The sequence below is a fragment of the Streptococcus sp. OMI870 genome, from assembly GCF_047460295.1.
In the GTDB taxonomy this organism is placed as follows: Bacteria; Bacillota; Bacilli; order Lactobacillales; family Streptococcaceae; genus Streptococcus.
Map to the genome: position 1 here is coordinate 104188 of NZ_JASHGM010000003.1, position 22271 is coordinate 126458.

Consider the following 22271-nt stretch of genomic DNA (forward strand, 5'->3'; position numbering starts at 1 on the left):
AGATTTTTGAAAGTGCGAACGGGATTTGATATGCTAGTAGTAACGTAGAAAAAGGAGAACAGAGATGTCAGATTATCAATTACCGGAAGTATGGGAAGCGCCAAATCAAATGGGTGGAGCCTGGGGTAGCTTGAACCAACCAACAGCAGGTGCCCGCTTTGAACAAAGCCTTCCAAAAGGCGACCAGCCTTTCCAACTCTATACTCTTCCAACCCCAAATGGGATCAAGGTGACTATTATGCTGGAAGAACTAAAAGAGTTGGGTGTAGATGCGGACTATGACGCTTATCGCATCAAGATTGGTGATGGGGATCAATTCGGCAGTGACTTTGTGGCTATCAATCCAAACTCGAAAATTCCAGCTATGTTGGATCAATCAGGAGAGGAAGCGATTCGGGTCTTTGAATCAGCCAATATTCTCTTGTATTTAGCAGAGAAATTTGGTCAATTGATTCCAGCAGATCCTGCTAAACGGACCGAAGTGCTTAATTGGCTCTTCTGGCAGACAGGGGCTGCGCCATTTTTAGGTGGGGGCTTTGGCCATTTCTTCCACTACGCTCCTGAAAAAATCGAGTATGCCATCAACCGCTTTGCCATGGAAGCCAAACGCCAATTGGACCTACTGGATAAAGAATTGGAGACAAAACCTTATATCGCAGGAGATGACTATACCATTGCGGATATTGCCATCTGGTCTTGGTATGGTCGCCTTGCCCAAGACAAGGTCTGGGATCGAGCGGGAATATTCTTAGATGTGAAGGAATACAAGCATTTGCAAGCTTGGACAGAAAAAATTGCTAATCGCCCAGCAGTGCAACGTGGCTTGGAAGTGGAATATAAGGAAATTGACTAAAGTCTAGTATCGGCTTGTTGAGGATGATTGCGAGAGTTTCCGCCGTGAGTATAGCACATGAAACGTATAAGTTTCATGTGCCCGGAAGTTTTGAGACAATAGACTCAAAACTTAGTCATGGAACTTCTACGAAGTTCGCTGACGTCCGGACTCACCTAAGGAAAGTCTAAAATAATACCTTTCCATAATAGACAGGGCGCCGTTGCGCCTTTTTTTAACGGTGCAAACATGGTATACTAAAGGATGGAATAAAAGTATAGAAAGAAGCACATGGAATTTACGAAATTATCAAATCGCTTGGACTTGGTGGCTAGCTTCGTCCCAGCTGGAGCGCGTCTGTTAGATGTTGGAAGTGACCATGCTTATCTCCCAATCGCTCTTTTACAGGAAGGCAAGATTGAGGCTGCTATTGCAGGGGAAGTGGTTGAGGGACCTTATCAGTCTGCCCTGCAAAACGTCGCTGATAATGGTTTAGAGGACAAGATTGAAGTCCGCCTAGCTAATGGCTTGGCTGCTTTCGAATTGTCCGATGACATTTCTTGCATCACCATCGCAGGAATGGGCGGACGCTTGATTGCAGATATCTTAGCAGCTGGACTTGAGAAATTAGCCGGTGTCTCCCGCTTGGTCTTGCAACCCAATAATCGGGAGGATGAATTGCGGACTTGGTTAGTAGACCATGATTTTCGCATAGTTGATGAAGCTATCTTAGAAGAAAATGAGAAGTTTTATGAGATCCTCGTGGTAGAGCATGGTTCTCAAGTTCTGACAGCTAAGGAACTGCGTTTTGGTCCGTATTTGATGCTGGAACAAGATCTAGCCTTTGTCCAAAAGTGGTCCAGGGAAGTGGAGAAATTAGCCTTTGCCTTGGAGCAGGTCCCAGTTGAGAATCAGTCCGCCAGAGCATCGTTAGAAGAGCGCATCGCCCAAATCAAGGAGGTTCTAAATGTTAGCAAGTGAAGTTATCAAACGCTATGAAGCCTACTGTCCCCAGGAACTTTCCATGGAGGGAGATGTCCGTGGGCTACAGGTCGGGACGTTGCAAAAAGACATCAAGAAGGTCATGGTAGCCTTGGATATCCGGGAGCAGACGGTGGCGGAAGCCATCGCCCATGGAGTGGACTTGATCATCGTCAAGCATGCGCCCATTTTTCGTCCGATTAAGGATCTGGTTGCCGATCGGGCTCAGAATCAGATCTACATTGACTTGATTAAGCATGATATTGCGGTCTATGTCAGCCATACCAATATTGATATTGTCCCAGATGGTCTCAACGATTGGTTTTGCCAGCTCTTGGAAATTGAAGATGCAGAGCCCCTCAGCATGACAGGAGAAGGACTCGGAATCGGCCGCATCGGTCGGGTAGCTGCCCAAACTTTTGGACAGTTGGCTAGCAAGGTCAAAGAAACTTTTGGCTTAGATGCTTTGCGCTTGGTTGGTTATGACCAGGCGGATTTGGAACGGGTCATTGAGCGCGTAGCTATCTGTGGAGGAAGTGGTCAGTCCTTTTACAAGGATGCTCTCGCCAAGGGAGCAGAGGTCTATATCACAGGAGATATCTACTACCACACAGCTCAGGACATGCTGAGCGATGGGCTTTTGGCCTTGGATCCAGGACACCATATTGAAGTTCTTTTTGTGTCGAAACTAGTCGAAAAGCTCAACCAGTGGAAGGCTGAGGAAGCTTGGGAGATTGAAGTGATTGGCAGTCAAGCCAGCACCAATCCTTTTTATCATATCTAAGGGGTCATGATGAAAGTTGCCATTATCGGTGCAGGGATCGTGGGATCCACTGCAGCCTATTATTTATCCAAGGAAGCACAGATAGATGTCACCGTCTATGATCACGGAGTTGGCCAAGCAACCAAGGCAGCGGCTGGGATCATTAGCCCTTGGTTTTCCAAGCGACGAAACAAGGCCTGGTATCGCCTGGCTCGGCTGGGAGCTGATTTTTACCAAGAATTGGTAGAGGACCTGGCCAAGGACGGAATCGAAACAGACTTTTACCAGCAGACAGGGGTCTATCTCCTCAAGAAAAAGGAAGAGAAATTAGATGAACTCTATCAGTTGGCGCTGAGTCGACGGGAAGAATCTCCCTTAATCGGGGAATTGGCGGTTTTAACCAAAGAAGAAGTAGGTCAACAGTTCCCAGGTCTGCAAGGCTTTGAACAGCTCCTTTATGCCTCAGGTGGGGCCCATGTAGAGGGAGCCCTTCTAACTGAAACCCTTCTAAAGGCAAGTGGCGCAAGAGTGATCAAGGAAGAGATTGCTCTCACAATCTCGGATCATGGCTATCAGATAGCAGGAGAGAGCTATGACCAAGTCATCCTAGCGACAGGAGCCTGGTTGGGGCAAATCCTTGAGCCACTTGGCTACCAAGTAGATGTCCGTCCCCAAAAAGGACAGTTGAAGGATTATCAGCTAGACTTAGTTACTGATGATTATCCCGTGGTCATGCCCGAAGGAGAGCTGGATATCATTCCCTTCCAGCAAGGCAAGATCAGTATGGGAGCCACCCATGAAAACGAGATGGGCTTTGACCTGTCGGTGGATCAAGCTTTGCTGAATCAGATGGAAACAGAAGCCTTGACCTACTATCCAAAACTAGCTCAAGCGACAGTTGTCGGTGAGCGCGTGGGTACCCGGGCTTATACCAGCGACTTCTCGCCCTTTTGGGGAGGCCTTCCCGATCAAGCTGGTACTTATGTCGCCAGTGGCCTAGGTTCGTCTGGTCTTACAACCGGTCCGCTCATTGGTTGGCACCTAGCCCAACTAGTGGTAGGAGGAAACCTGCGCTTAGATCCAGCAGATTATCCAGTTGAACAATATGTGAAGAAGAGAGTGGGACAGAAATCGGTAATTCGTTAGAATTCGATTTCGTCGTCCCACCTCCGCACAGTTGAGTAGGGCTGTAAAAGCTGATGAAATCAGCGTAGTAGAGCCCACTCAACCACTGCGTCTTGCTCGACAATCCAAAGAAAATTGAGAGGCTAGGACTTTTGTCCCAGCCTCTTATTTTCGAAAGACCTTCCTTCATTCGGATAAAAATAGTAGAATAGAACGAGTGAATTAACAAGAAACTGGGAGTTGTTATGAATTGGTTTCAATCACAATCCGTGGTCTTGCAGGCCTTTCTCGCAGGATTGTTTACATGGGGCTGTACCATTGTCGGGTCCGCCATCGTCTTTTTCTTCAAGCATATTAGACGAAAACTATTGGACATCATGATGGGCTTCGCGGCAGGGGTCATGATTGCAGCTTCTTTTTGGTCCCTCTTGCAACCGTCTATTGAGTATGCCGAAACCTCCTACGGGAGCTTGGCTTGGTTGCCATCTGCGATCGGTTTTCTAACTGGAGGATTTTTCCTCCGCTTGATCGACGCCATCGTCCCTCACCTTCATATGACGAAGGAGATTGAAGAGGCTGAGAGCATCCATACGCCGCGGGAGAAGAAGTTGTCTAAGACAACTCTACTCTTTCTCGCTATTACCATCCACAATTTTCCAGAAGGCTTGGCGGTCGGTGTGGCCTTTGGGGCTCTCGCTAGTAATCCAAGTCCAGAAGCTTTTATCGGAGCAGTTGGTTTGGCTATTGGGATTGGCTTGCAGAATATCCCAGAAGGGGCTGCCCTCTCGATTCCAATTCGGACGGATGGAAAATCTCGTCTCAACGCCTTTTATTGGGGATCTATGTCAGCCATCGTGGAACCAGTAGGAGCCCTGCTAGGGGCAGTAGCGGTCCTATCTATGACGGCCATCTTGCCTTACGCCCTCTCTTTTGCGGCAGGTGCAATGATCTTTGTAGTGGTCGAAGAATTGATTCCAGATTCCCAGACCAATGGCAACACAGACGTTGCGACCTTAGGTCTCATGGTTGGCTTTGTCATTATGATGATCCTAGACGTCGCTTTGGGATAAGTGACTGAAAAGGAGAGCGTCAGGACAAGCTCTCTTTTTGATTGCTGTTATTGTCTTTGAGAAAAAGATAGTCAGATACAGCTCAAAGGGACCTTCATTAGTAAGGAGTATCGTCTTATGGTAAAAATCAAGTTTAAAAAGAAAAGCAAAAGGATGATGGTCATCGCCTTGGCTCTCCTTATGGTAATTGGGATTTCTTTGTTTTATGTGACTAAAAAATTAGAGGAAAAGTAACGCAATAGAGAGTACGAAGTCAGCCTTGTAAAGACCTTGAAGAGGTCTTACGAGGGTATTGAGGAGATTGAGATTAAAAACCCATCCTATAGCTCCATTCCTTCAGACGCATGGGGGGCTGATGTCAAAATTACATTTGTTGATGGGACTTCAAAGCAACACGAAATGGCCTATGATAAAGATGCTCATAAAATGAAGATAGGAATCTATGAAAACCAAGATGAGGGATTTCAAAGGTTTATGGATTCTAGGAAAGGCACGACCAAATCGAGAGTAAAGGTAAGGTTTTCAGACGGCTCAGTCAAGGAGCAGTAATCTATTTGAATCATGAGTAAGACTAATGCTAACAATTCTACAACTTTCATCTCCTGTCATCACCTTGCAACACAAATGCAAGGTGACTTTTTTATATAAACATGATAAAATAAGGGTAATGACTACGTAGAAAGGCCTAACATTATGAAAGGTATTATTTTAGCCGGTGGCTCAGGAACTCGCTTGTATCCATTGACACGTGCGGCTTCCAAACAGTTGATGCCCATTTATGACAAACCAATGATCTACTACCCATTGTCAACCCTTATGTTGGCAGGGATCAAAGATATCCTGATCATCTCAACTCCGCAGGATCTTCCTCGTTTTGAAGAGCTTCTTGGAGATGGTTCTGAACTTGGGATTTCCCTCTCTTATGCTGAACAACCAAGCCCAGATGGATTGGCACAAGCCTTCATCATTGGAGAAGATTTTATCGGGGATGATCATGTTGCCCTCGTACTTGGAGATAATATCTTCCACGGAAATGGTTTAACCAAGATGTTGCAACGGGCGGAAGCCAAAGAAAAAGGCGCGACTGTCTTTGGTTACCAAGTCAAAGATCCAGAACGTTTTGGTGTGGTAGAGTTTGATGCGGACATGAATGCCGTCTCAATCGAAGAAAAACCAGAACATCCGAAATCAAACTTTGCGGTGACTGGTCTTTACTTCTATGACAATGATGTGGTAGAGATTGCCAAAAACATCAAACCAAGTCCTCGTGGAGAGCTCGAAATCACCGATGTCAACAAGGCCTATTTGGAGCGTGGAGATCTCTCTGTTGAGCTCATGGGCCGTGGTTTTGCTTGGTTGGATACAGGAACTCATGAAAGTCTCTTGCAGGCTTCTCAATATATCGAGACGGTTCAACGTTTGCAAAATGTCCAAGTAGCTAACCTTGAGGAAATCGCCTATCGTATGGGCTATATTACTAAAGAGCAAGTCTATGAATTGGCTCAACCTCTGAAGAAAAACGAGTACGGACAATATTTGCTCCGTTTGATTGGAGAAGCTTAATGACAGAACAATTTTTCGAGAAAGAATTAGCAGCCCGCAAGATTGAAGCGATCCCAGGTTTGATGGAGTTTGATATTCCAGTTCGTGGGGACAACCGTGGTTGGTTCAAGGAAAACTTCCAAAAAGAGAAGATGCTTCCTCTTGGTTTTCCAGAAAGCTTCTTTGCGGAAGGCAAGTTGCAAAATAACATTTCATTCTCTCGTAAGAATGTCTTGCGTGGCTTGCATGCAGAACCTTGGGACAAGTACATCTCTGTAGCAGATGAAGGAAAGGTTCTCGGTACTTGGGTAGACCTTCGTGAAGGTGAGACCTTTGGGAACACCTACCAAACCGTGATCGATGCTTCAAAAGGCATCTTCGTCCCTCGCGGCGTTGCCAATGGATTCCAAGTTTTGACGGATAAAGTGGCTTATACCTACTTAGTCAATGACTACTGGGCACTGGAGCTCAAGCCAAAATATGCATTTGTTAATTACGCAGACCCAAGCCTAGACATCCAATGGGAAAACTTGGAAGAAGCAGAAGTTTCAGAAGCTGACAAGAATCACCCATTGCTCAAAGACGTCAAACCCCTAAAAGCAGAAGATTTGTAAAAATGAACCTCTTAAAACAATCAAGAAAATTATTATATAGTTTTTAGCTTTGCTATAAACGAGCGAAGCGAGCTATATGCTTAGCTTTCCGCCGTGAGAAAAGCACATGAACCATTGTGTTTCAGGTGCTCGGAAGTTTTGAGACACTAGGCTCAAAACTTAGTCATGGAACTTCCTGGATTACTGAAATCATCCACTGGATAATTTCACCTAACGTCCGTACTCACCTAAGGAAAGCTAAAAAAAATGATTTAAGGAACAATCAAAACTAAAACCTATTTGGAGAAAAAATGACTGAATACAAAAACATCATCGTAACCGGTGGCGCTGGTTTCATCGGTTCAAACTTCGTACACTATGTCTACAACAACCATCCAGATGTACATGTGACTGTCCTTGACAAACTCACTTACGCTGGTAACCGTGCCAACATTGAAGAAATCCTTGGGGATCGTGTTGAATTGGTTGTGGGTGACATTGCTGATGCAGCCTTGGTTGACCAATTGGCTGCTAAGGCTGATGCGATTGTTCACTATGCGGCTGAAAGCCACAATGACAATTCATTGAATGACCCATCACCATTTATCCACACCAACTTCATCGGTACCTACACACTTTTGGAAGCGGCTCGCAAGTACGATATTCGTTTCCACCATGTGTCAACAGACGAGGTCTATGGGGACCTTCCATTGCGTGAAGATCTTCCTGGACATGGGGAAGGTCCTGGTGAAAAATTCACTGCTGAAACCAAATACAACCCATCATCCCCTTATTCATCAACCAAGGCTGCTTCAGACTTGATTGTGAAGGCTTGGGTTCGTTCCTTCGGTGTTAAGGCAACCATTTCAAACTGCTCAAATAACTATGGACCATACCAACACATCGAGAAGTTTATCCCTCGTCAAATCACCAACATCTTGTCTGGTATCAAGCCAAAACTTTATGGTGAAGGAAAGAACGTCCGTGACTGGATCCATACCAACGACCACTCAACTGGTGTTTGGGCTATTCTTACCAAGGGCCGTATTGGTGAAACTTACTTGATCGGTGCTGATGGTGAAAAGAACAACAAGGAAGTGCTTGAACTGATCCTTGAAAAAATGGGTCAACCAAAAGATGCTTACGACCGTGTAACAGACCGTGCTGGTCACGATTTACGTTACGCCATCGATTCAACAAAATTACGTGAAGAATTAGGTTGGGAACCACAATTCACCAACTTCGAAGCAGGTTTGGAAGAAACCATCAAGTGGTACACCGATCACCAAGACTGGTGGAAAGCTGAAAAAGAAGCTGTCGAAGCCAACTACGCAAAAACACAAGAAGTTTTGAAATAAGGATGTTAGTCCAAGTGGGAAACCGCTTGGACTTTTTCTTGCTTTTCTAAAAAAGTCACTAAATAGGGAATTGATTTATGGTATAATTAGAGCAGTTTCTATACTGAATGAAAAGGGGAAGTGATGATGAATCAAAGAGATTGGGTTGAATATTTTGAAGCGATCAATGGTCGCAAACCAAGTATGCAAGAATTTCAAGAAGCGCGTGAAAAAGGGGAGTTTGTAGTCGAACCTAAGGATGTGTGCGCTCCGACAACAGTAACACCAGCTCCAACAACTGAAGCTCAGGCTGCTACTCAGGAAGCGTCTGTTGCCCCTAGTGCACCTCTTTCACAAGAGTCTACAGCTTTTGTCCCACCGCATCCTGTTCCAAGACCAAAAAGATCGACATTGTCTTTCAATAAACCAACAAAGTTCGGTCTTGCAGTCGTCGCTATTGTTACGGCAATTACTCTTGTTTGGATCTTTTTCTTTACAGGGACACAAAGTCTGGATGGAATTTGGTTGAGCAACACGGATTCGATGCCTGTGGTCTATGAACTAAATGGAAAGACAAAGAAAGTCAATACAACTCATCCGATCAAAAAAATCATCGAAGGAAAAGAAGCTAAAAAGGAATTTGTTCAGAAACTTTCGGCATTAAACTTACCGAATATAAAGACGCTAGCGGATGTGGATAAAAAGTTTCATTTGAAGACCAAAGAAGTGGTCATTTTTAAAACAGACGGTTCAGCACTTTATAATTTGCTTCAGTCCAATGGGACAAATGTCATATTTTCTGATGATTTGGATGATCTAGCATATTATAAATCCAATTTGTCAGAATTTAAGAAGAGAGCCGTTTTCCAAAAAATCGAATACCCTGATGTTTTGGTTGGAAAATGGAAAAATGTGACTAATAATGATGATCATTTAGTTTTTCAAATAACGAAAAATGGCGCATCTAATACTGATGTCACTGCCATTTATCCACTTGTAGATACTGATCGTATCAATGATAAGAGTGGAAATTCTCATTCTTCGGATGATAAAAAAAATACTGAGTTTGAACAGGTTAAAAAAGAGATTAAAAATCAAGGTTACACAGTGAAAAGTGCTAGGGAGGTATATAAAGAGGCTTATACTAATTCCTACATTGTGCCTGTCGATGGAGGGAAGAAGGTTATTGTTCTAGACAAAGACTATAATTTTAAGTCGATGGTGGAAAAAGTGAAATAATGAAGAGAGTGGGACAGAAATCGGTCATTCGTTAGAATTCGATTTCGTTGTCCCACCTCCGCACAGTTGAGTAGGGCTGTAAAAGCTGATGAAATCAGCGTATTAGAGCCCACTCAACCACTGCGTCTTGCTCGACAATCCAAAGAAAATTGAGAGGCTAGGACTTTTATCCCAGCCTCTTTCTTCTCCAAATTTCATCGGTAAAAATGATTCAAGTCTAGGCAAAAATATGGTAAAATGGATAAGATGTAGTGGAGAGGTTAGGACCTTTTCAAGCGATTAGAGGTATTGGAGTAGAAAATGCAAAATAGACCTATTATTATTGGTGTTACTGGTGGTTCTGGTGGTGGAAAGACCAGTGTGTCTCGTGCCATTTTGGCTAATTTTCCGAATGAAAAGATTGCTATGATTGAGCATGATTCTTATTACAAGGACCAGAGTCATTTAACCTTTGAGGAGCGGATCAAGACCAACTATGACCATCCTTTTGCCTTTGATACGGACTTGATGATTGCGCAGATCAATGAACTCTTGGCAGGTCGTCCGGTGGATATCCCAACCTATGACTATGCAGAGCATACGCGCAGTAGTAAGACCTATCGCCAGGAACCTCAGGATGTCTTTATCGTGGAAGGGATCTTGGTCCTTGAAGACAAGCGCCTTCGAGACTTGATGGATATCAAGATCTTTGTGGATACGGATGATGATGTTCGGATCATTCGCCGGATCAAGCGCGATATGGAGGAGCGTGGACGTAGTCTCGATAGCGTTATTGAGCAGTACCTTGGAGTGGTGAAACCCATGTACCATCAGTTCATTGAGCCAACCAAGCGCTATGCGGACGTGATCATTCCTGAAGGAGTGACCAACACGGTAGCGATTGATTTGATCACAACCAAGATTGAAAAAATCCTCAACGAAGCGCGTGAGGGAAAATAGAAAAAGGAGAAAGAGGCAAGTGATCTCCAAGTGTCTATGGATATGAGGAGTGACGGAATGTCTCAGTAGTTGATGAGACTCTTCATTCGCTAAAAGACTCAGAAGAGTTCTCAATCAACTTTGTGGGGGTGGTATGGGAAATGTTTATTTAAACATTTGGTACCACTCCCTCTTTTTCCTAAGGAGAATGGAAATGAAAAGGGAGTTTCATTCGCGGACCAAGGCGTTCGCTTGTTTATTGACCATGTGTGCTGGTTTTTCAGATGCTTATACCTTTATTTGTCGGGGTGGGACCTTGGCGGCAGGCCAGACGGGAAATGTGGTCTTTCTATCGGTTGGTTTGATCGGCCATCAAATCTCAGATGTAGAAGTAAAGTTAGCCACGATGCTGGCCTTTATGCTGGGGATCTTTTTAATGACGGTCTTGCGTCGCTTGATTGATAATTCAGTCTGGCGCTTGAGTACCCTAGTGCCCTATATCCTCACAACTTTGGTGACGGGATTTTTGCCAGCATCGGTAAAAAATGTCTTCATCGTGCCTTTTTTTGGCCTGAGTTTAGGAATCGTAGCGACCTCATTTGGAGAAGTAGGTAGCTATGCCTACAACCACTCTTTTATGACCGGAAATCTCAAGAAAACCATGGTGGCTTATGGAAATTTTGTCAGAGAAAAGGAGATGAAATTCCTCTGGGAAGCCATCTTTATGACCTGCTTGATCGGGAGTTTCGTCTGTGGGGCCATTTTTTCGACCTACTTGATCCAGTTTTATGGACTAAAGACGATTTGGCTGGTGTCCATCATCTTGACCATCTTTTTAATCTACCGGGCCATTCAATATTTTGAAGTCTTTCACTTCAATCGGCGGCATGAATAGATAAAAGTATCATAAATAACTTTCCTTAGGTGAGTGCGGACGTCAGCGAACTTCTTCGAAGAAGTTCCATGACTAATTATTGAGCCTAAGGTCTCAATAATTCCGTGTGCCTGAAGCAGTTAAGCTTCAGGCACTTTTCTCACAGCGGAAAGTTTAGTATATTCTTTATCAATTTAAATTAATGAGACCTCGATTTTATCTCTTTGCAGAATCGCTTAAGTTATTTTACTAAAAATTAGGGGTCTTCGGAATATATAGTGGAATTACTTTCTTAATAGTTTAAAAACAACTGGTGTTTAAATCGGATTTTCTGGTGGGATGTTAGGATAATCAATAGTATTATATAAAAGTATCAATCACATACGAGTGATACTTTGGGAAAAAAATAAAATAGTCCAATTTACTTGACCGTGTACTATGGTACATGGTTTATAATATTCAGGGGGTGAAATAAGATGATTTATCGCATTAGTGAGTTTGCAGATAAATGTGGAGTTAATAAAGAAACGATCAGATATTACGAGCGAAAAAATTTATTACAAGAACCTCACCGAACGGAAGCTGGTTATCGGATATATTCATATGATGACGTTAAGCGTGTTGGGTTTATTAAACGAATACAGGAACTTGGTTTCTCTTTAAGCGAGATTTATAAATTACTTGGTGTTGTAGATAAAGATGAAGTTCGTTGTCAAGATATGTTTGAATTTGTTTCTAAAAAACAAAAGGAAGTGCAAAAACAAATAGAGGATTTAAAACGAATTGAAACTATGTTAGACGACTTAAAACAACGATGTCCAGATGAAAAGCAATTACATTCGTGTCCAATAATAGAAACATTAACATGAGAGATTAATTAACGAAAGGAGCTTTGTTATGAATAAATTTAAGGTAAACATTTCAGGAATGACTTGTACGGGTTGTGAAAAACACGTAGAATCAGCACTTGAAAAGATAGGTGCTAAAAATATTGAGTCTAGTTATCGTCGTGGTGAAGCAGTATTTGAACTGCCCGATGATATTGAGGTTGAAAGTGCAATAAAGGCGATTGATGAAGCAAATTACCAAGCCGGAGAAATTGAAGAAGTATCATCACTAGAAAACGTGGCGTTAATTAATGAAGAAAATTATGACCTTCTTATTATTGGTTCTGGTGCTGCTGCCTTTTCTTCGGCAATTAAAGCTATAGAATACGGTGCAAAAGTTGGAATGATTGAGCGTGGAACGGTTGGGGGAACCTGTGTGAATATTGGCTGTGTTCCGTCAAAAACTCTTCTTAGGGCAGGGGAAATCAATCATTTATCAAAAGACAATCCGTTTATAGGTTTACAAACATCCGCTGGAGAAGTGGATTTAGCTAGTTTAATCACGCAAAAGGATAAATTGGTGAACGAACTTCGGAATCAAAAATATATGGATTTAATTGATGAATATAATTTTGATTTAATTAAAGGTGAAGCAAAATTCGTTGATGCTAGTACGGTTGAGGTCAATGGGGCAAAGTTATCTGCAAAACGCTTTTTAATTGCAACAGGTGCATCGCCTTCGTTGCCCCAAATTTCAGGACTTGAAAAAATGGACTATTTAACTAGTACAACACTTCTTGAGTTAAAGAAAATACCAAAACGATTAACTGTAATTGGTTCAGGATACATTGGAATGGAGCTTGGACAACTATTTCATCATTTAGGTTCAGAAATAACGCTTATGCAAAGAAGTGAGCGACTTTTAAAGGAGTATGATCCTGAGATTTCAGAGTCAGTTGAAAAAGCGTTAATTGAACAGGGTATAAACCTTGTCAAAGGGGCAACTTTTGAGCGTGTTGAACAAAATGGAGAGATAAAAAGGGTTTACGTAACAGTAAATGGCAGTAGAGAAGTCATTGAATCAGATCAGTTACTTGTTGCCACTGGAAGAAAACCAAATACGGATTCTTTAAATTTAAGTGCAGCAGGTGTTGAAACTGGAAAAAATAATGAAATCCTGATCAATGATTTTGGTCAAACAAGTAATGAAAAGATTTATGCAGCAGGAGATGTGACTTTAGGACCACAATTTGTATATGTAGCAGCCTATGAAGGTGGAATTATTACTGATAATGCTATTGGTGGATTAAACAAAAAAATAGATTTATCGGTAGTTCCTGCTGTTACGTTTACGAATCCGACGGTTGCAACGGTTGGTTTAACAGAAGAACAAGCAAAAGAGAAAGGGTATGATGTGAAGACATCTGTATTACCTTTAGATGCTGTTCCAAGAGCAATTGTAAACCGTGAAACAACCGGTGTATTTAAACTAGTAGCAGATGCAGAAACACTAAAAGTATTAGGGGTTCATATTGTATCTGAAAATGCAGGAGATGTCATCTATGCAGCATCATTGGCTGTTAAATTTGGCTTAACGATAGAAGATTTAACAGAAACCCTAGCACCATATTTAACAATGGCTGAAGGGCTAAAATTAGTTGCACTTACGTTCGATAAAGATATTTCGAAATTATCTTGTTGTGCAGGCTAAGGGAACTTTTTTACAACTCCCTATTCAAGTGAACCAGCTAATGCTTTAAGGGATTTTCTAAGTGAATTTGTGGTCACAAAAATAATTTAACACTGATGATTTCGACATTACAGACAACTTAGGTGTCGATTTTTCCACACTTATTAAGAATTTGGAGAAGGGTGATTTATAAGCCCTTTTCCACCATAAAATCCGAATACCCAAAATTAGTTTATCTATATTCCAGAGGCTGGGGCAAAAGTCATAGCCTCTTAATTGTTTTTGGATTGTCGAGCAAGACGCAGTGGTTGAGTGGGCTCTACTACGCTGATTTCATCAGCTTTTACAGCCCTACTCAACTGTGCGGAGGTAGGACGACGAAATCGATTTCTAACGAATTACCGATTTCTGTCCCACTCTCTTTTCTTTCGCTGTTTGAATCTTAATTTTTGGGCAAAGATTTGGTATAATGAAAGGTATGAAACATTCGAAAAAAGAATCACAATACCAACTTTTACTGGCACAGTTAGATGCTCTCTTAACAGGTGAAAGCAATGCCTTGGCCAATTTGTCTAACGCCAGTGCCCTCTTAAATCAAGCCCTGCCTCGTTCTGTCTTTGCGGGTTTTTATTTGTATGACCAGTCAGAATTGATCTTGGGACCCTTTCAGGGTGGCGTCTCTTGTGTCCACATCGCTCTTGGAAAGGGTGTCTGTGGAGAAGCGGCCCAGAAGCAAAAAACCATGATTGTCGATGATGTCCGCCAACATGCCAACTATATTTCCTGTGATAGCCGGGCTATGAGTGAGATTGTGGTGCCTATGGTCAAGGACGGTCAGCTCCTTGGGGTTTTAGATCTGGATTCGGACTGTGTCTCTGACTACGATCAGCTGGATCAGGAGTATTTGGAAAAGTTTGTCGCTCTCTTGATCGAAAAGACAAACTGGGACTTTAAGATGTTTGGGGTTAAGAACTAATGTATCAAGCTTTATATCGCAAATACCGTAGCCAGACCTTTGGTCAATTAGTCGGCCAGCAAGTGGTGGCACGGACATTGAGGCAGGCAGTGGAGCAGGACAAGATCAGCCATGCTTATCTCTTTTCTGGACCTCGTGGAACTGGGAAAACGAGTGTGGCCAAGATCTTTGCTAAGGCTATGAACTGTCCTAATCAAGTCAATGGGGAGCCGTGTAACGACTGCTATATCTGTGAATCCATTACCAATGGGAGTCTAGAAGATGTTATCGAGATCGATGCAGCCTCTAACAATGGGGTCGATGAAATTCGCGATATTCGTGACAAGTCTACCTATGCTCCGAGTCTAGCCAAGCACAAGGTCTATATTATCGATGAGGTCCATATGCTCTCAACAGGGGCCTTTAATGCCTTGTTGAAGACGCTGGAAGAGCCGACAGAGAATGTGGTCTTTATCCTCGCAACAACGGAGTTGCACAAGATTCCTGCGACCATTTTGTCACGGGTGCAACGATTTGAATTCAAATCCATCAAACTGCCGGATATCGTTCACCATTTGGAAAGCATCCTAGCTACAGAAGGGATTACCTATGAAGCAGATGCTGTTCAGATCATCGCACGGCGCGCTGAAGGTGGGATGCGGGATGCTTTGTCCATTTTAGACCAAGCCCTAAGTCTGACTGCGGGTAGTGAGTTGACGACCGCGATTGCCGAAGAGATCACAGGCTCCATCAGTCTAGCCGCTCTTGATCAGTACGTGGCTGCCATCCTGGACCATGATGCGACGGCTGCGCTGGACCAACTTGCGATTATCTTTGATAATGGCAAGAATATGGCTCGTTTTGTCGCGGACTTACTTCAATACCTGAGAGATCTCTTGATTGTTCAGACAGGTGGAGAAAATACCCATGCTAGTGATTTATTCGCGGCCAACCTTGCAGCCGATCAAGCTCGTCTCTTTGCTCTGATTGATCAGGCGACGACCAGTCTAGCAGATATCAAAAACAGCCTGCAACCGCGCATCTATACTGAAATGATGACCATTAAATTGGCTGAAAGCACGGGTCAAGTTTCTAACTCAGTTGCTGTGGAGCTTCCTTCTAATGTGCTAGCTCAGCTGGAAGACTTGAAGAAGGAAATAGCTCAACTCAAGCAACAGTTAGCGCAATCAGGTAGCAGTCTTCCTGCTTTAAAACCAGCAGTAACTCTTCCAACTAAGTCGAACAAGGGCTATCGGGCAGATCGAAATAAGGTCAACGCAATTTTGCAAGAGGCGGTCGAAAACCCAGAGTTGGCACGAACCAACTTGATCCGTCTTCAGAATGCATGGGGGGAAATTATCGAGAGCTTGGCAGGCGCAGACAAGGCTCTCTTGATCGGATCCCAGCCGGTCGCTGCCAATGAAAATCATGCGATTTTAGCCTTTGAGTCTGCCTTTAATGCTGAACAGACCATGAAGCGGGACAACCTCAATACCATGTTTGGAAATATCCTCAGCAATGCTGCTGGTTTTTCGCCAGAGATTTTAGCAGTCTCGATGGAAGAATGGACCCAAATTCGGGCGGAGTTTTCAGCTAAGGCGCGTGGGCAAAAAGCGGAAGTGGTAGAAGAAGAGGAAAGCCTCATCCCTGAGGAATTTCACTTTTTATCCGATAAAATCACCCTGCAAGACGATTAATACATGAATTTTTTACTGATTCATGGTAAAATGATGGTATGAATACAAAACAATTTGTGATGCTAGCAGTCTTTACTGCTATGGAGACTTATTTTTTCAATGAAGCGACCATGGAGGGGCAGATGTTCTTTGCATTCTTTTGGGCCCTCTTGATCTTGCGCAATCTCCAGACGGCCTATATGGTGGAGAAGATTGCTAATGCCATTGAAAAAGAAATGAAGAAGAAAAGAAAATAAAACCTTTGAAAAGAAATCTTTTTTCAAAGGTTTTTTTCTATGGCGATAGAGGAAGTAACTCTGAACGACTGCTCAGCTTTCCTAGATTTTTCTAGGAAATTTTTTCTATTTCATAAACATTTCACATTTCTCCTCTATAATGAAAGCAACAAATGATGAAAGCGTCCACAATGCATCGCTGTGGACCTTGAAATGGAGGGTAAGATCATGCTCTTACAACAGGCAATCGCCTATATTTCTCGAAAAAGAACGAGGAATCTGGTCCTCTTTCTGATTCTCCTCTTGATCCTCTCTTGCTTGTATTTCTGTTTTTCACTGATGCAAGTGGGAGGAAGACTGGAGGACCATATCAAGCAGTCGGCTGGGACCAGCTTTGCCCTGACCAGTAAACAGGGGAATGCTCCCTTTGCGCTGAAGGAGGCTAAAAAAGTGCAGCAACTAGCTGGGGTAGGATCCATGGTCCCACAATATGAAAGTCCCGTTCGCATTCTTGGGAAAGAAGCGGTAACGGGGCAGCAGTCGGTAGAGCGGGATGATCTGGGGCAGGAAGCCAAGCAAGCGCTAGGCGCTGTCTTTACCCAGAAGACAGACCAGCACCTGGATTTCCGGAGTGGCAGTTTCCAACTGGTGCAAGGCAAGCACTTATCTGATAAGGCTCGCGGCCAGATCTTGATCCACCAAGAGTTGGCTAAGAAGAACAAGCTAAAGGTCGGAGATTCCTTGACCTTATCCAGCTTTCAGATGGGAGAGACTCCTGCCAAAGAGCAAACCTTTGAAATCGTTGGAATCTTTTCAGGTAAGAAACAGGAAAAATTTACAGGAATGACCTCTGATCTGAGTGAAAACCAAGTCTACCTCCCTTATGAGGATGCGACCAAGCTCCTAGGTCTCAGTCAGCAAGAAGTGACCCAGGTCACCTTTGGGGTCAAAGATCCTGAGAAAATCGATGCTCTCTTGAAACAAGTCAAAAGCTTGGATCTGGATTGGCAATCGCTACGCGTGGTCGAAGATCGCAAGGCCTTTGACCAGATGAAGGAATCCTCTCAGACCTTAGAAGGCCTGGTACGGATCATGATGATCGTCCTCCTAGTGACTGGAGCCGGTGCCCTATCGCTCTTACTCAGTCTCTGGACACGGGAGCGGATCCATGAAATCGGGGTGCTCTTATCTATTGGGAAGAGCAAGGGCCGGATCTTTAGACAGTTCCTCTTGGAAGTGGTGCTGGTATCCTTACTAGCGGTGATCCCAGCTTTTCTCATCGGGCGGATGGTCAGCCATCGTTTCTTAGAGCAGTTTGTCGGACAGACCGGTCAACAGCAGACCCTAGACTTGCTCAACCAAATCCCTCAAGGCCTTTCCTTAGGAATCGCCTATGCTAGCCTCTTGTGCTTGATCCTTCTGTCGCTCGGTGTAACTACCAGCATGATCTGGCGCAAGAGTCCAAAAGAAATATTAACAAAAATGAGTTAAGGAGAAATGACACCTATGTTAGAACTCAAACATGTAGCCTATAGCTATCAAAGTTACCAAGAAGAGATCTTCTCAGACGTGAACTATCAGTTCGAAAATGGGACCTTTTACAGTATTATTGGTCAGTCAGGAGCTGGGAAATCAACCCTCCTCTCGCTCTTGGCTGGTCTAGACAATCCCAAGAAGGGGCAGGTTCTCTTTGATGGGGAGGACATCCAGACCAAAGGGTCTAGCTACCATCGCAAGCACCATGTTTCCCTGGTCTTTCAGAATTACAATCTGATTGACTATTTGACGCCACTTGAAAATGTCCGCCTGGTCAACAAACAAGCTGGGAAAGACATTCTCTTGGAATTGGGATTGGATGAAACACAAATCAAACGCAATGTTCTCCAACTATCCGGAGGGCAGCAGCAACGGGTGGCTATTGCGCGTGCGCTCGTTTCAGAAGCACCTGTCATCTTGGCGGATGAGCCGACAGGAAACCTTGATGAACAGACAGCAGGTGACATCATTGCCATTTTGAAGAAATTGGCCAAGGAACGCCAAAAATGTGTCATCGTCGTCACCCACAGCAAGGAAGTGGCAGAGGCCTCCGATGTGGTCTTGGAATTGAGTCGTCGTAGCCTCGTTGAGAAGAGCAAGTAAGGAGGGAATGCTATGTTGCGAAATGCTTTTGCTTATATCACACGTAAATGGCCCAAGTCTCTCTTGCTCTTTGCCATTATTCTCCTCATGGGGACCTTGAGCTTGATCGGACTCTCTATGAAGGGAGCGACCCAAAAAGCTTCATCGGAAAGCCTGGGATCCATCACCAATAGCTTCTCCATGCAGATCAATCGCAGGACTAATCCAGGAACCCCTCGGGGAGCTGGGAATCTCAGAGGAGAAGATATCGAAAAAATCAGCCAGGTAGAGGGGATCACTTCCTCCATCAAGCGGATTAATGCCATCGCAGATATCCTAGACCACGAGATCATTGAGACTGAAGAAACCTTACAAAACCAATCTCCAGAGCGGGCTAAACACTTCAAGAATACCTTGATGGTGACAGGGGTCAATGACTCTTCAAAAGAAGATAAGTTTGTCTCTGGAGCCTACAAGCTGGTCCAAGGGGAGCACCTGACGGATAAAGACAAAAACCAAATCCTTATGCACGAAGATTTGGCGAAAAAGAATGGCCTCAAGGTAGGCGATAAGGTGCGCCTCAAGTCCAACCTCTATGATGCTGACAATGAAAAAGGGGCTAATGAAACCGTCGAAGTGACCATTAAGGGTCTGTTCTCAGGAAAAAACCAAGCACCTCTAACTTACGCCCAAGAATTGTATGAAGATACCCTCATTTCTGACTTGGATACAGCTGCCAAACTCTATGGCAATACTGTCCAAACAGCTACCTATGAAGATGCGACCTTCTTTGCAAAAGGGGATCAGGACCTGGATGCCTTGATCGAAAAAATCAAAGCCTTGGATATCCCATGGAATTACTTTGACTTGGTTAAGAGCTCTTCCAACTACCCAGCCTTGCAAAAATCCATCAGCAGCATGTTCCAAGTGGCGGACTACTTGTTTATCGGTAGCCTCATCTTTGCTAGCTTGCTTCTCACCCTTCTCCTCGTCTTGTGGCTCAATGCCCGTCGCAGAGAAGTGGGTATCTTGCTGGCTCTAGGGCTGTCTAAGGTACAGATTGCAGGGCAATTTGTGGCAGAATTGGTCATGATTTCCATTCCAGCCTTCCTCCTCTCCTATGGAGTCGCAGGTCTTCTTGCCAAAGGAGTCGGAGATACGGTGCTCAAAAACGTCACCAGTGGCATTGCCAAACAAATGGCTCAAGAATCCTCTGCCGCCAACCTTGGTGGAGGAGCTGAGGCGGAAAGCTTCAGTAAGACCCTGACAGATCTCCATATGGACATCCAACCGAGCCAATTGCTGGTGATTGTGTTGGTCGGTGGGCTCCTCTTGATTCTGGTATCCATCCTTTCTTCGCAATGGCTCTTGCATAAGAAACCAAAGGAACTTTTGGTGGATGTCGAATAAGAGATTGTTTCCTAAAATAGAAATAGGGTATAATAGGAGGTAGAAGTTTCTTAGATAAAAAGGAAAGTGTATGAAGATACTAATCGTAGAAGATGAAGTCCTGATTCGAGAAGGGATGAGCGACTATCTCATGGAATGTGGCTATGAAGTCTTTGAAGCAGGCGATGGGCAGGAGGCCCTGGATCTCTTTCACAGAGAAGCGCCGGATCTAGTCTTGCTGGATATCCAGCTTCCCATCCTCAATGGCTTGGAAGTCCTCAAGACTATTCGCAAGACTAGCTCAGTCCCTGTCTTGATGCTAACGGCCTTCCATGACGAGGACTATAAGTTGACAGCCTTTGGAGAGTTGGCAGATGGCTACCTGGAAAAACCCTTCTCCTTGTCCCTCTTGAAGGTCCGTATCGAAGCTATTTTTAAAAAGCTCCAGCCTTCACGGGTCTTCACCTATGGAGAGGCACGGGTGGATTTTGAGAGCTACACAGCCAGCCTAGCAGGCCAAGCAATTTCCATGAATGCCAAGGAGTTGGAAATCTTGGAATATTTGCTCCAGCATGAGGGCAAGGCCCGGACCCGCTCTCAAATCCTCGATGCCGTCTGGAAGGAGACGGAGGAGATTCCTTTTGACCGGGTGATCGATGTCTATATCAAGGAACTACGAAAAAAACTAGAGCTGGACTGTATCGTAACGGTACGCAATGTCGGCTATAAATTGGAGAGACCATGACCAAACGGAGTATCTTTGCAAAAATCTTTCTGATCACCTTTGCCCTTTTTAGTAGCTTAGTCATCCTTCTCCATGCTTCGGTTTACTTTATTTTTCCATCGACCTATATCGAGTCCCAGCGCCAGACGATTTTGAAGAAATCGCAAGCCCTGGCTAAGAGTTTCCAGGGCCAGGAAGAAGGGACCATTGAGTCGGTGATCGACCTTTATTCCAAGACCAATGATATCAAAGTCTCGATTAAGGGCAAGGAAAAACAAAATGCCCTAGAGGTCAAGGATGACCTGCTCGTGAACCCTGACAGCCAGAACAATTCCCTGGTCATTGAAGAGCGAAAGATTCAGACCAAGGAAGGGAAGGACTTGACCTTGCAATTCCTAGCAACTGTTGATTCCCAAAAGGAAGCGCGGGATATCAGTCTGGGCTTTCTTCCCTATAGTCTCCTTGCTTCCTTTGTTCTGTCACTGATTGCCTCCTATCTCTATGCCCGCCTGATTTCTGCTCCAATCCTTGAGATCAAGCAGATGACCAAGCGGATGAAACGGCTGGATCGGACAGCCAGTCTCCCCATTCATTCGCAGGATGAGATTGGCGTCCTCAAGCAACAAATCAACGACCTCTATCACCATCTTTTAGAGGTGATCGACAATCTAGAGCAGCAGAAACAGGAAAATCTGAAGTTGGAGCAGATGAAGGTGGAATTCCTACGGGGAGCTTCGCATGAGCTCAAGACCCCTCTGGCCAGCTTGAAGATTATCCTAGAAAATATGCGAGATAAGATCGGCCGCTACAAGGACCGGGACCGCTACCTGGCGGTCTCCCTCGATATCGTCGATGAGATGAACCAGATCGTCCTAGAAATCCTATCCCTGTCCTCTGTACAAGAATTGGCTGGAGACAAGGAGTGGATCCAGCTGGATCAGGTCTTAGAGCAGATCCTCGACCAGTACAAGGTCTTGTCTCAATCCCGCGCGCTCACGATTGACAACAAAATCCCTGACAAAGCAGTTTATATGGACCCAGCCATTCTGAAATTGGTCCTCTCAAATGTCATTAGTAATGCCGTCAAGCATTCGGATGCCGGTGGAGAGATCCAGCTCCGTCTCGAAGAAGAAGGGACGCACTTGGCGGTTGAAAATACCAGCCAGGAAATGGTAGAGACCGCTAAGATGCCAATGACCGCTAGTCGCCAGAAGAAGGAAGGTGGCTTGGGACTCTTCGTGGTCCAACACTTGCTGGACCATGAAGAACTGGCCTACCAATTTGATAAAACGGCTATGGGCTTACGCTTCCGTATGGAACTGCCCAAAGATCCACAAGAATAAAAACTAGCGAACAAGAGAAATGCTTGTTCGCTAGTTTGT

At 44.3% G+C, this 22271-nt stretch carries 21 protein-coding genes; all 21 read left to right on the top strand.

The genetic code is table 11. From position 1 onward, the window contains the following. Positions 1–64: 64 nt before the first annotated feature. Positions 65–853: a glutathione-dependent disulfide-bond oxidoreductase gene (gene yghU / locus QM968_RS06600; RefSeq protein WP_414383094.1), complete on the top strand. Its 789-nt coding sequence runs from the start codon at positions 65–67 to the stop codon at positions 851–853. Between the two features lie 270 nt (positions 854–1123). After that, positions 1124–1813, top strand: a complete 690-nt coding sequence (locus QM968_RS06605) for a tRNA (adenine(22)-N(1))-methyltransferase (protein ID WP_414383096.1) — start codon at positions 1124–1126, stop codon at positions 1811–1813. Beyond that, positions 1800–2597, top strand: coding sequence for a Nif3-like dinuclear metal center hexameric protein (locus tag QM968_RS06610; protein ID WP_414383098.1), 798 nt, complete (start codon positions 1800–1802; stop codon positions 2595–2597). Before QM968_RS06605 ends, QM968_RS06610 begins: the two co-directional genes overlap by 14 nt. 6 nt (positions 2598–2603) lie before the next feature. Further along, the gene (locus QM968_RS06615) at positions 2604–3722 is read left to right on the top strand and encodes an NAD(P)/FAD-dependent oxidoreductase (protein WP_414383100.1); all 1119 of its coding nucleotides are present in this window, start codon (positions 2604–2606) and stop codon (positions 3720–3722) included. A gap of 224 nt (positions 3723–3946) precedes the next feature. Further along, the gene (locus tag QM968_RS06620) at positions 3947–4771 is read left to right on the top strand and encodes a ZIP family metal transporter (protein ID WP_414383102.1); all 825 of its coding nucleotides are present in this window, start codon (positions 3947–3949) and stop codon (positions 4769–4771) included. 693 nt (positions 4772–5464) lie between these two features. Then, on the top strand, positions 5465–6334 hold the full coding sequence (gene rfbA, locus QM968_RS06625; RefSeq protein ID WP_023022976.1) for a glucose-1-phosphate thymidylyltransferase RfbA: 870 nt from the start codon (positions 5465–5467) through the stop codon (positions 6332–6334). Continuing rightward, a complete protein-coding gene (locus QM968_RS06630; protein ID WP_003007862.1) occupies positions 6334–6927 on the top strand; it encodes a dTDP-4-dehydrorhamnose 3,5-epimerase family protein in 594 nt (197 codons plus the stop codon). The genes rfbA and QM968_RS06630 overlap by 1 nt, the downstream gene beginning before the upstream one ends. A gap of 290 nt (positions 6928–7217) precedes the next feature. Continuing rightward, on the top strand, positions 7218–8264 hold the full coding sequence (gene rfbB / locus QM968_RS06635; RefSeq protein ID WP_414383104.1) for a dTDP-glucose 4,6-dehydratase: 1047 nt from the start codon (positions 7218–7220) through the stop codon (positions 8262–8264). A 123-nt stretch (positions 8265–8387) separates the two neighbouring features. Further along, positions 8388–9482, top strand: coding sequence for a hypothetical protein (locus QM968_RS06640; protein WP_247913715.1), 1095 nt, complete (start codon positions 8388–8390; stop codon positions 9480–9482). Positions 9483–9782: 300 nt separating this feature from the next. Then, positions 9783–10421 (top strand): uridine kinase, encoded by a 639-nt coding sequence (gene udk, locus QM968_RS06645; protein WP_003007856.1) that lies wholly within the window; start codon positions 9783–9785, stop codon positions 10419–10421. A gap of 193 nt (positions 10422–10614) precedes the next feature. Continuing rightward, the gene (locus tag QM968_RS06650) at positions 10615–11295 is read left to right on the top strand and encodes a YoaK family protein (RefSeq protein WP_414383106.1); all 681 of its coding nucleotides are present in this window, start codon (positions 10615–10617) and stop codon (positions 11293–11295) included. Positions 11296–11750: 455 nt separating this feature from the next. Further along, positions 11751–12143 (top strand): Hg(II)-responsive transcriptional regulator, encoded by a 393-nt coding sequence (gene merR / locus QM968_RS06655; protein WP_001863748.1) that lies wholly within the window; start codon positions 11751–11753, stop codon positions 12141–12143. A gap of 28 nt (positions 12144–12171) precedes the next feature. After that, complete coding sequence (gene merA / locus QM968_RS06660; RefSeq protein ID WP_009731301.1) at positions 12172–13812, top strand: mercury(II) reductase; 1641 nt, start codon at positions 12172–12174, stop codon at positions 13810–13812. A 457-nt stretch (positions 13813–14269) separates the two neighbouring features. Beyond that, positions 14270–14767 (top strand): GAF domain-containing protein, encoded by a 498-nt coding sequence (locus tag QM968_RS06665; RefSeq protein WP_414383108.1) that lies wholly within the window; start codon positions 14270–14272, stop codon positions 14765–14767. Further along, positions 14767–16443, top strand: coding sequence for a DNA polymerase III subunit gamma/tau (dnaX, locus tag QM968_RS06670; RefSeq protein ID WP_414383110.1), 1677 nt, complete (start codon positions 14767–14769; stop codon positions 16441–16443). Before QM968_RS06665 ends, dnaX begins: the two co-directional genes overlap by 1 nt. Positions 16444–16481: 38 nt before the next feature. Further along, positions 16482–16679: a DUF3272 family protein gene (locus QM968_RS06675; RefSeq protein ID WP_414383112.1), complete on the top strand. Its 198-nt coding sequence runs from the start codon at positions 16482–16484 to the stop codon at positions 16677–16679. A gap of 207 nt (positions 16680–16886) precedes the next feature. Continuing rightward, positions 16887–18149, top strand: coding sequence for an ABC transporter permease (locus QM968_RS06680; protein WP_049518724.1), 1263 nt, complete (start codon positions 16887–16889; stop codon positions 18147–18149). Positions 18150–18155: 6 nt separating this feature from the next. Next, positions 18156–18797: an ABC transporter ATP-binding protein gene (locus tag QM968_RS06685; protein ID WP_155172136.1), complete on the top strand. Its 642-nt coding sequence runs from the start codon at positions 18156–18158 to the stop codon at positions 18795–18797. 12 nt (positions 18798–18809) lie between these two features. Beyond that, a complete protein-coding gene (locus tag QM968_RS06690; protein ID WP_155167599.1) occupies positions 18810–20186 on the top strand; it encodes an ABC transporter permease in 1377 nt (458 codons plus the stop codon). A 70-nt stretch (positions 20187–20256) separates the two neighbouring features. After that, complete coding sequence (locus QM968_RS06695; protein ID WP_009731294.1) at positions 20257–20910, top strand: response regulator transcription factor; 654 nt, start codon at positions 20257–20259, stop codon at positions 20908–20910. Beyond that, positions 20907–22232 carry a sensor histidine kinase gene (locus tag QM968_RS06700; RefSeq protein ID WP_223356392.1) on the top strand — a complete coding sequence of 442 codons (1326 nt, stop codon included), beginning with the start codon at positions 20907–20909 and terminating at the stop codon, positions 22230–22232. Before QM968_RS06695 ends, QM968_RS06700 begins: the two co-directional genes overlap by 4 nt. Positions 22233–22271: the final 39 nt, after the last annotated feature.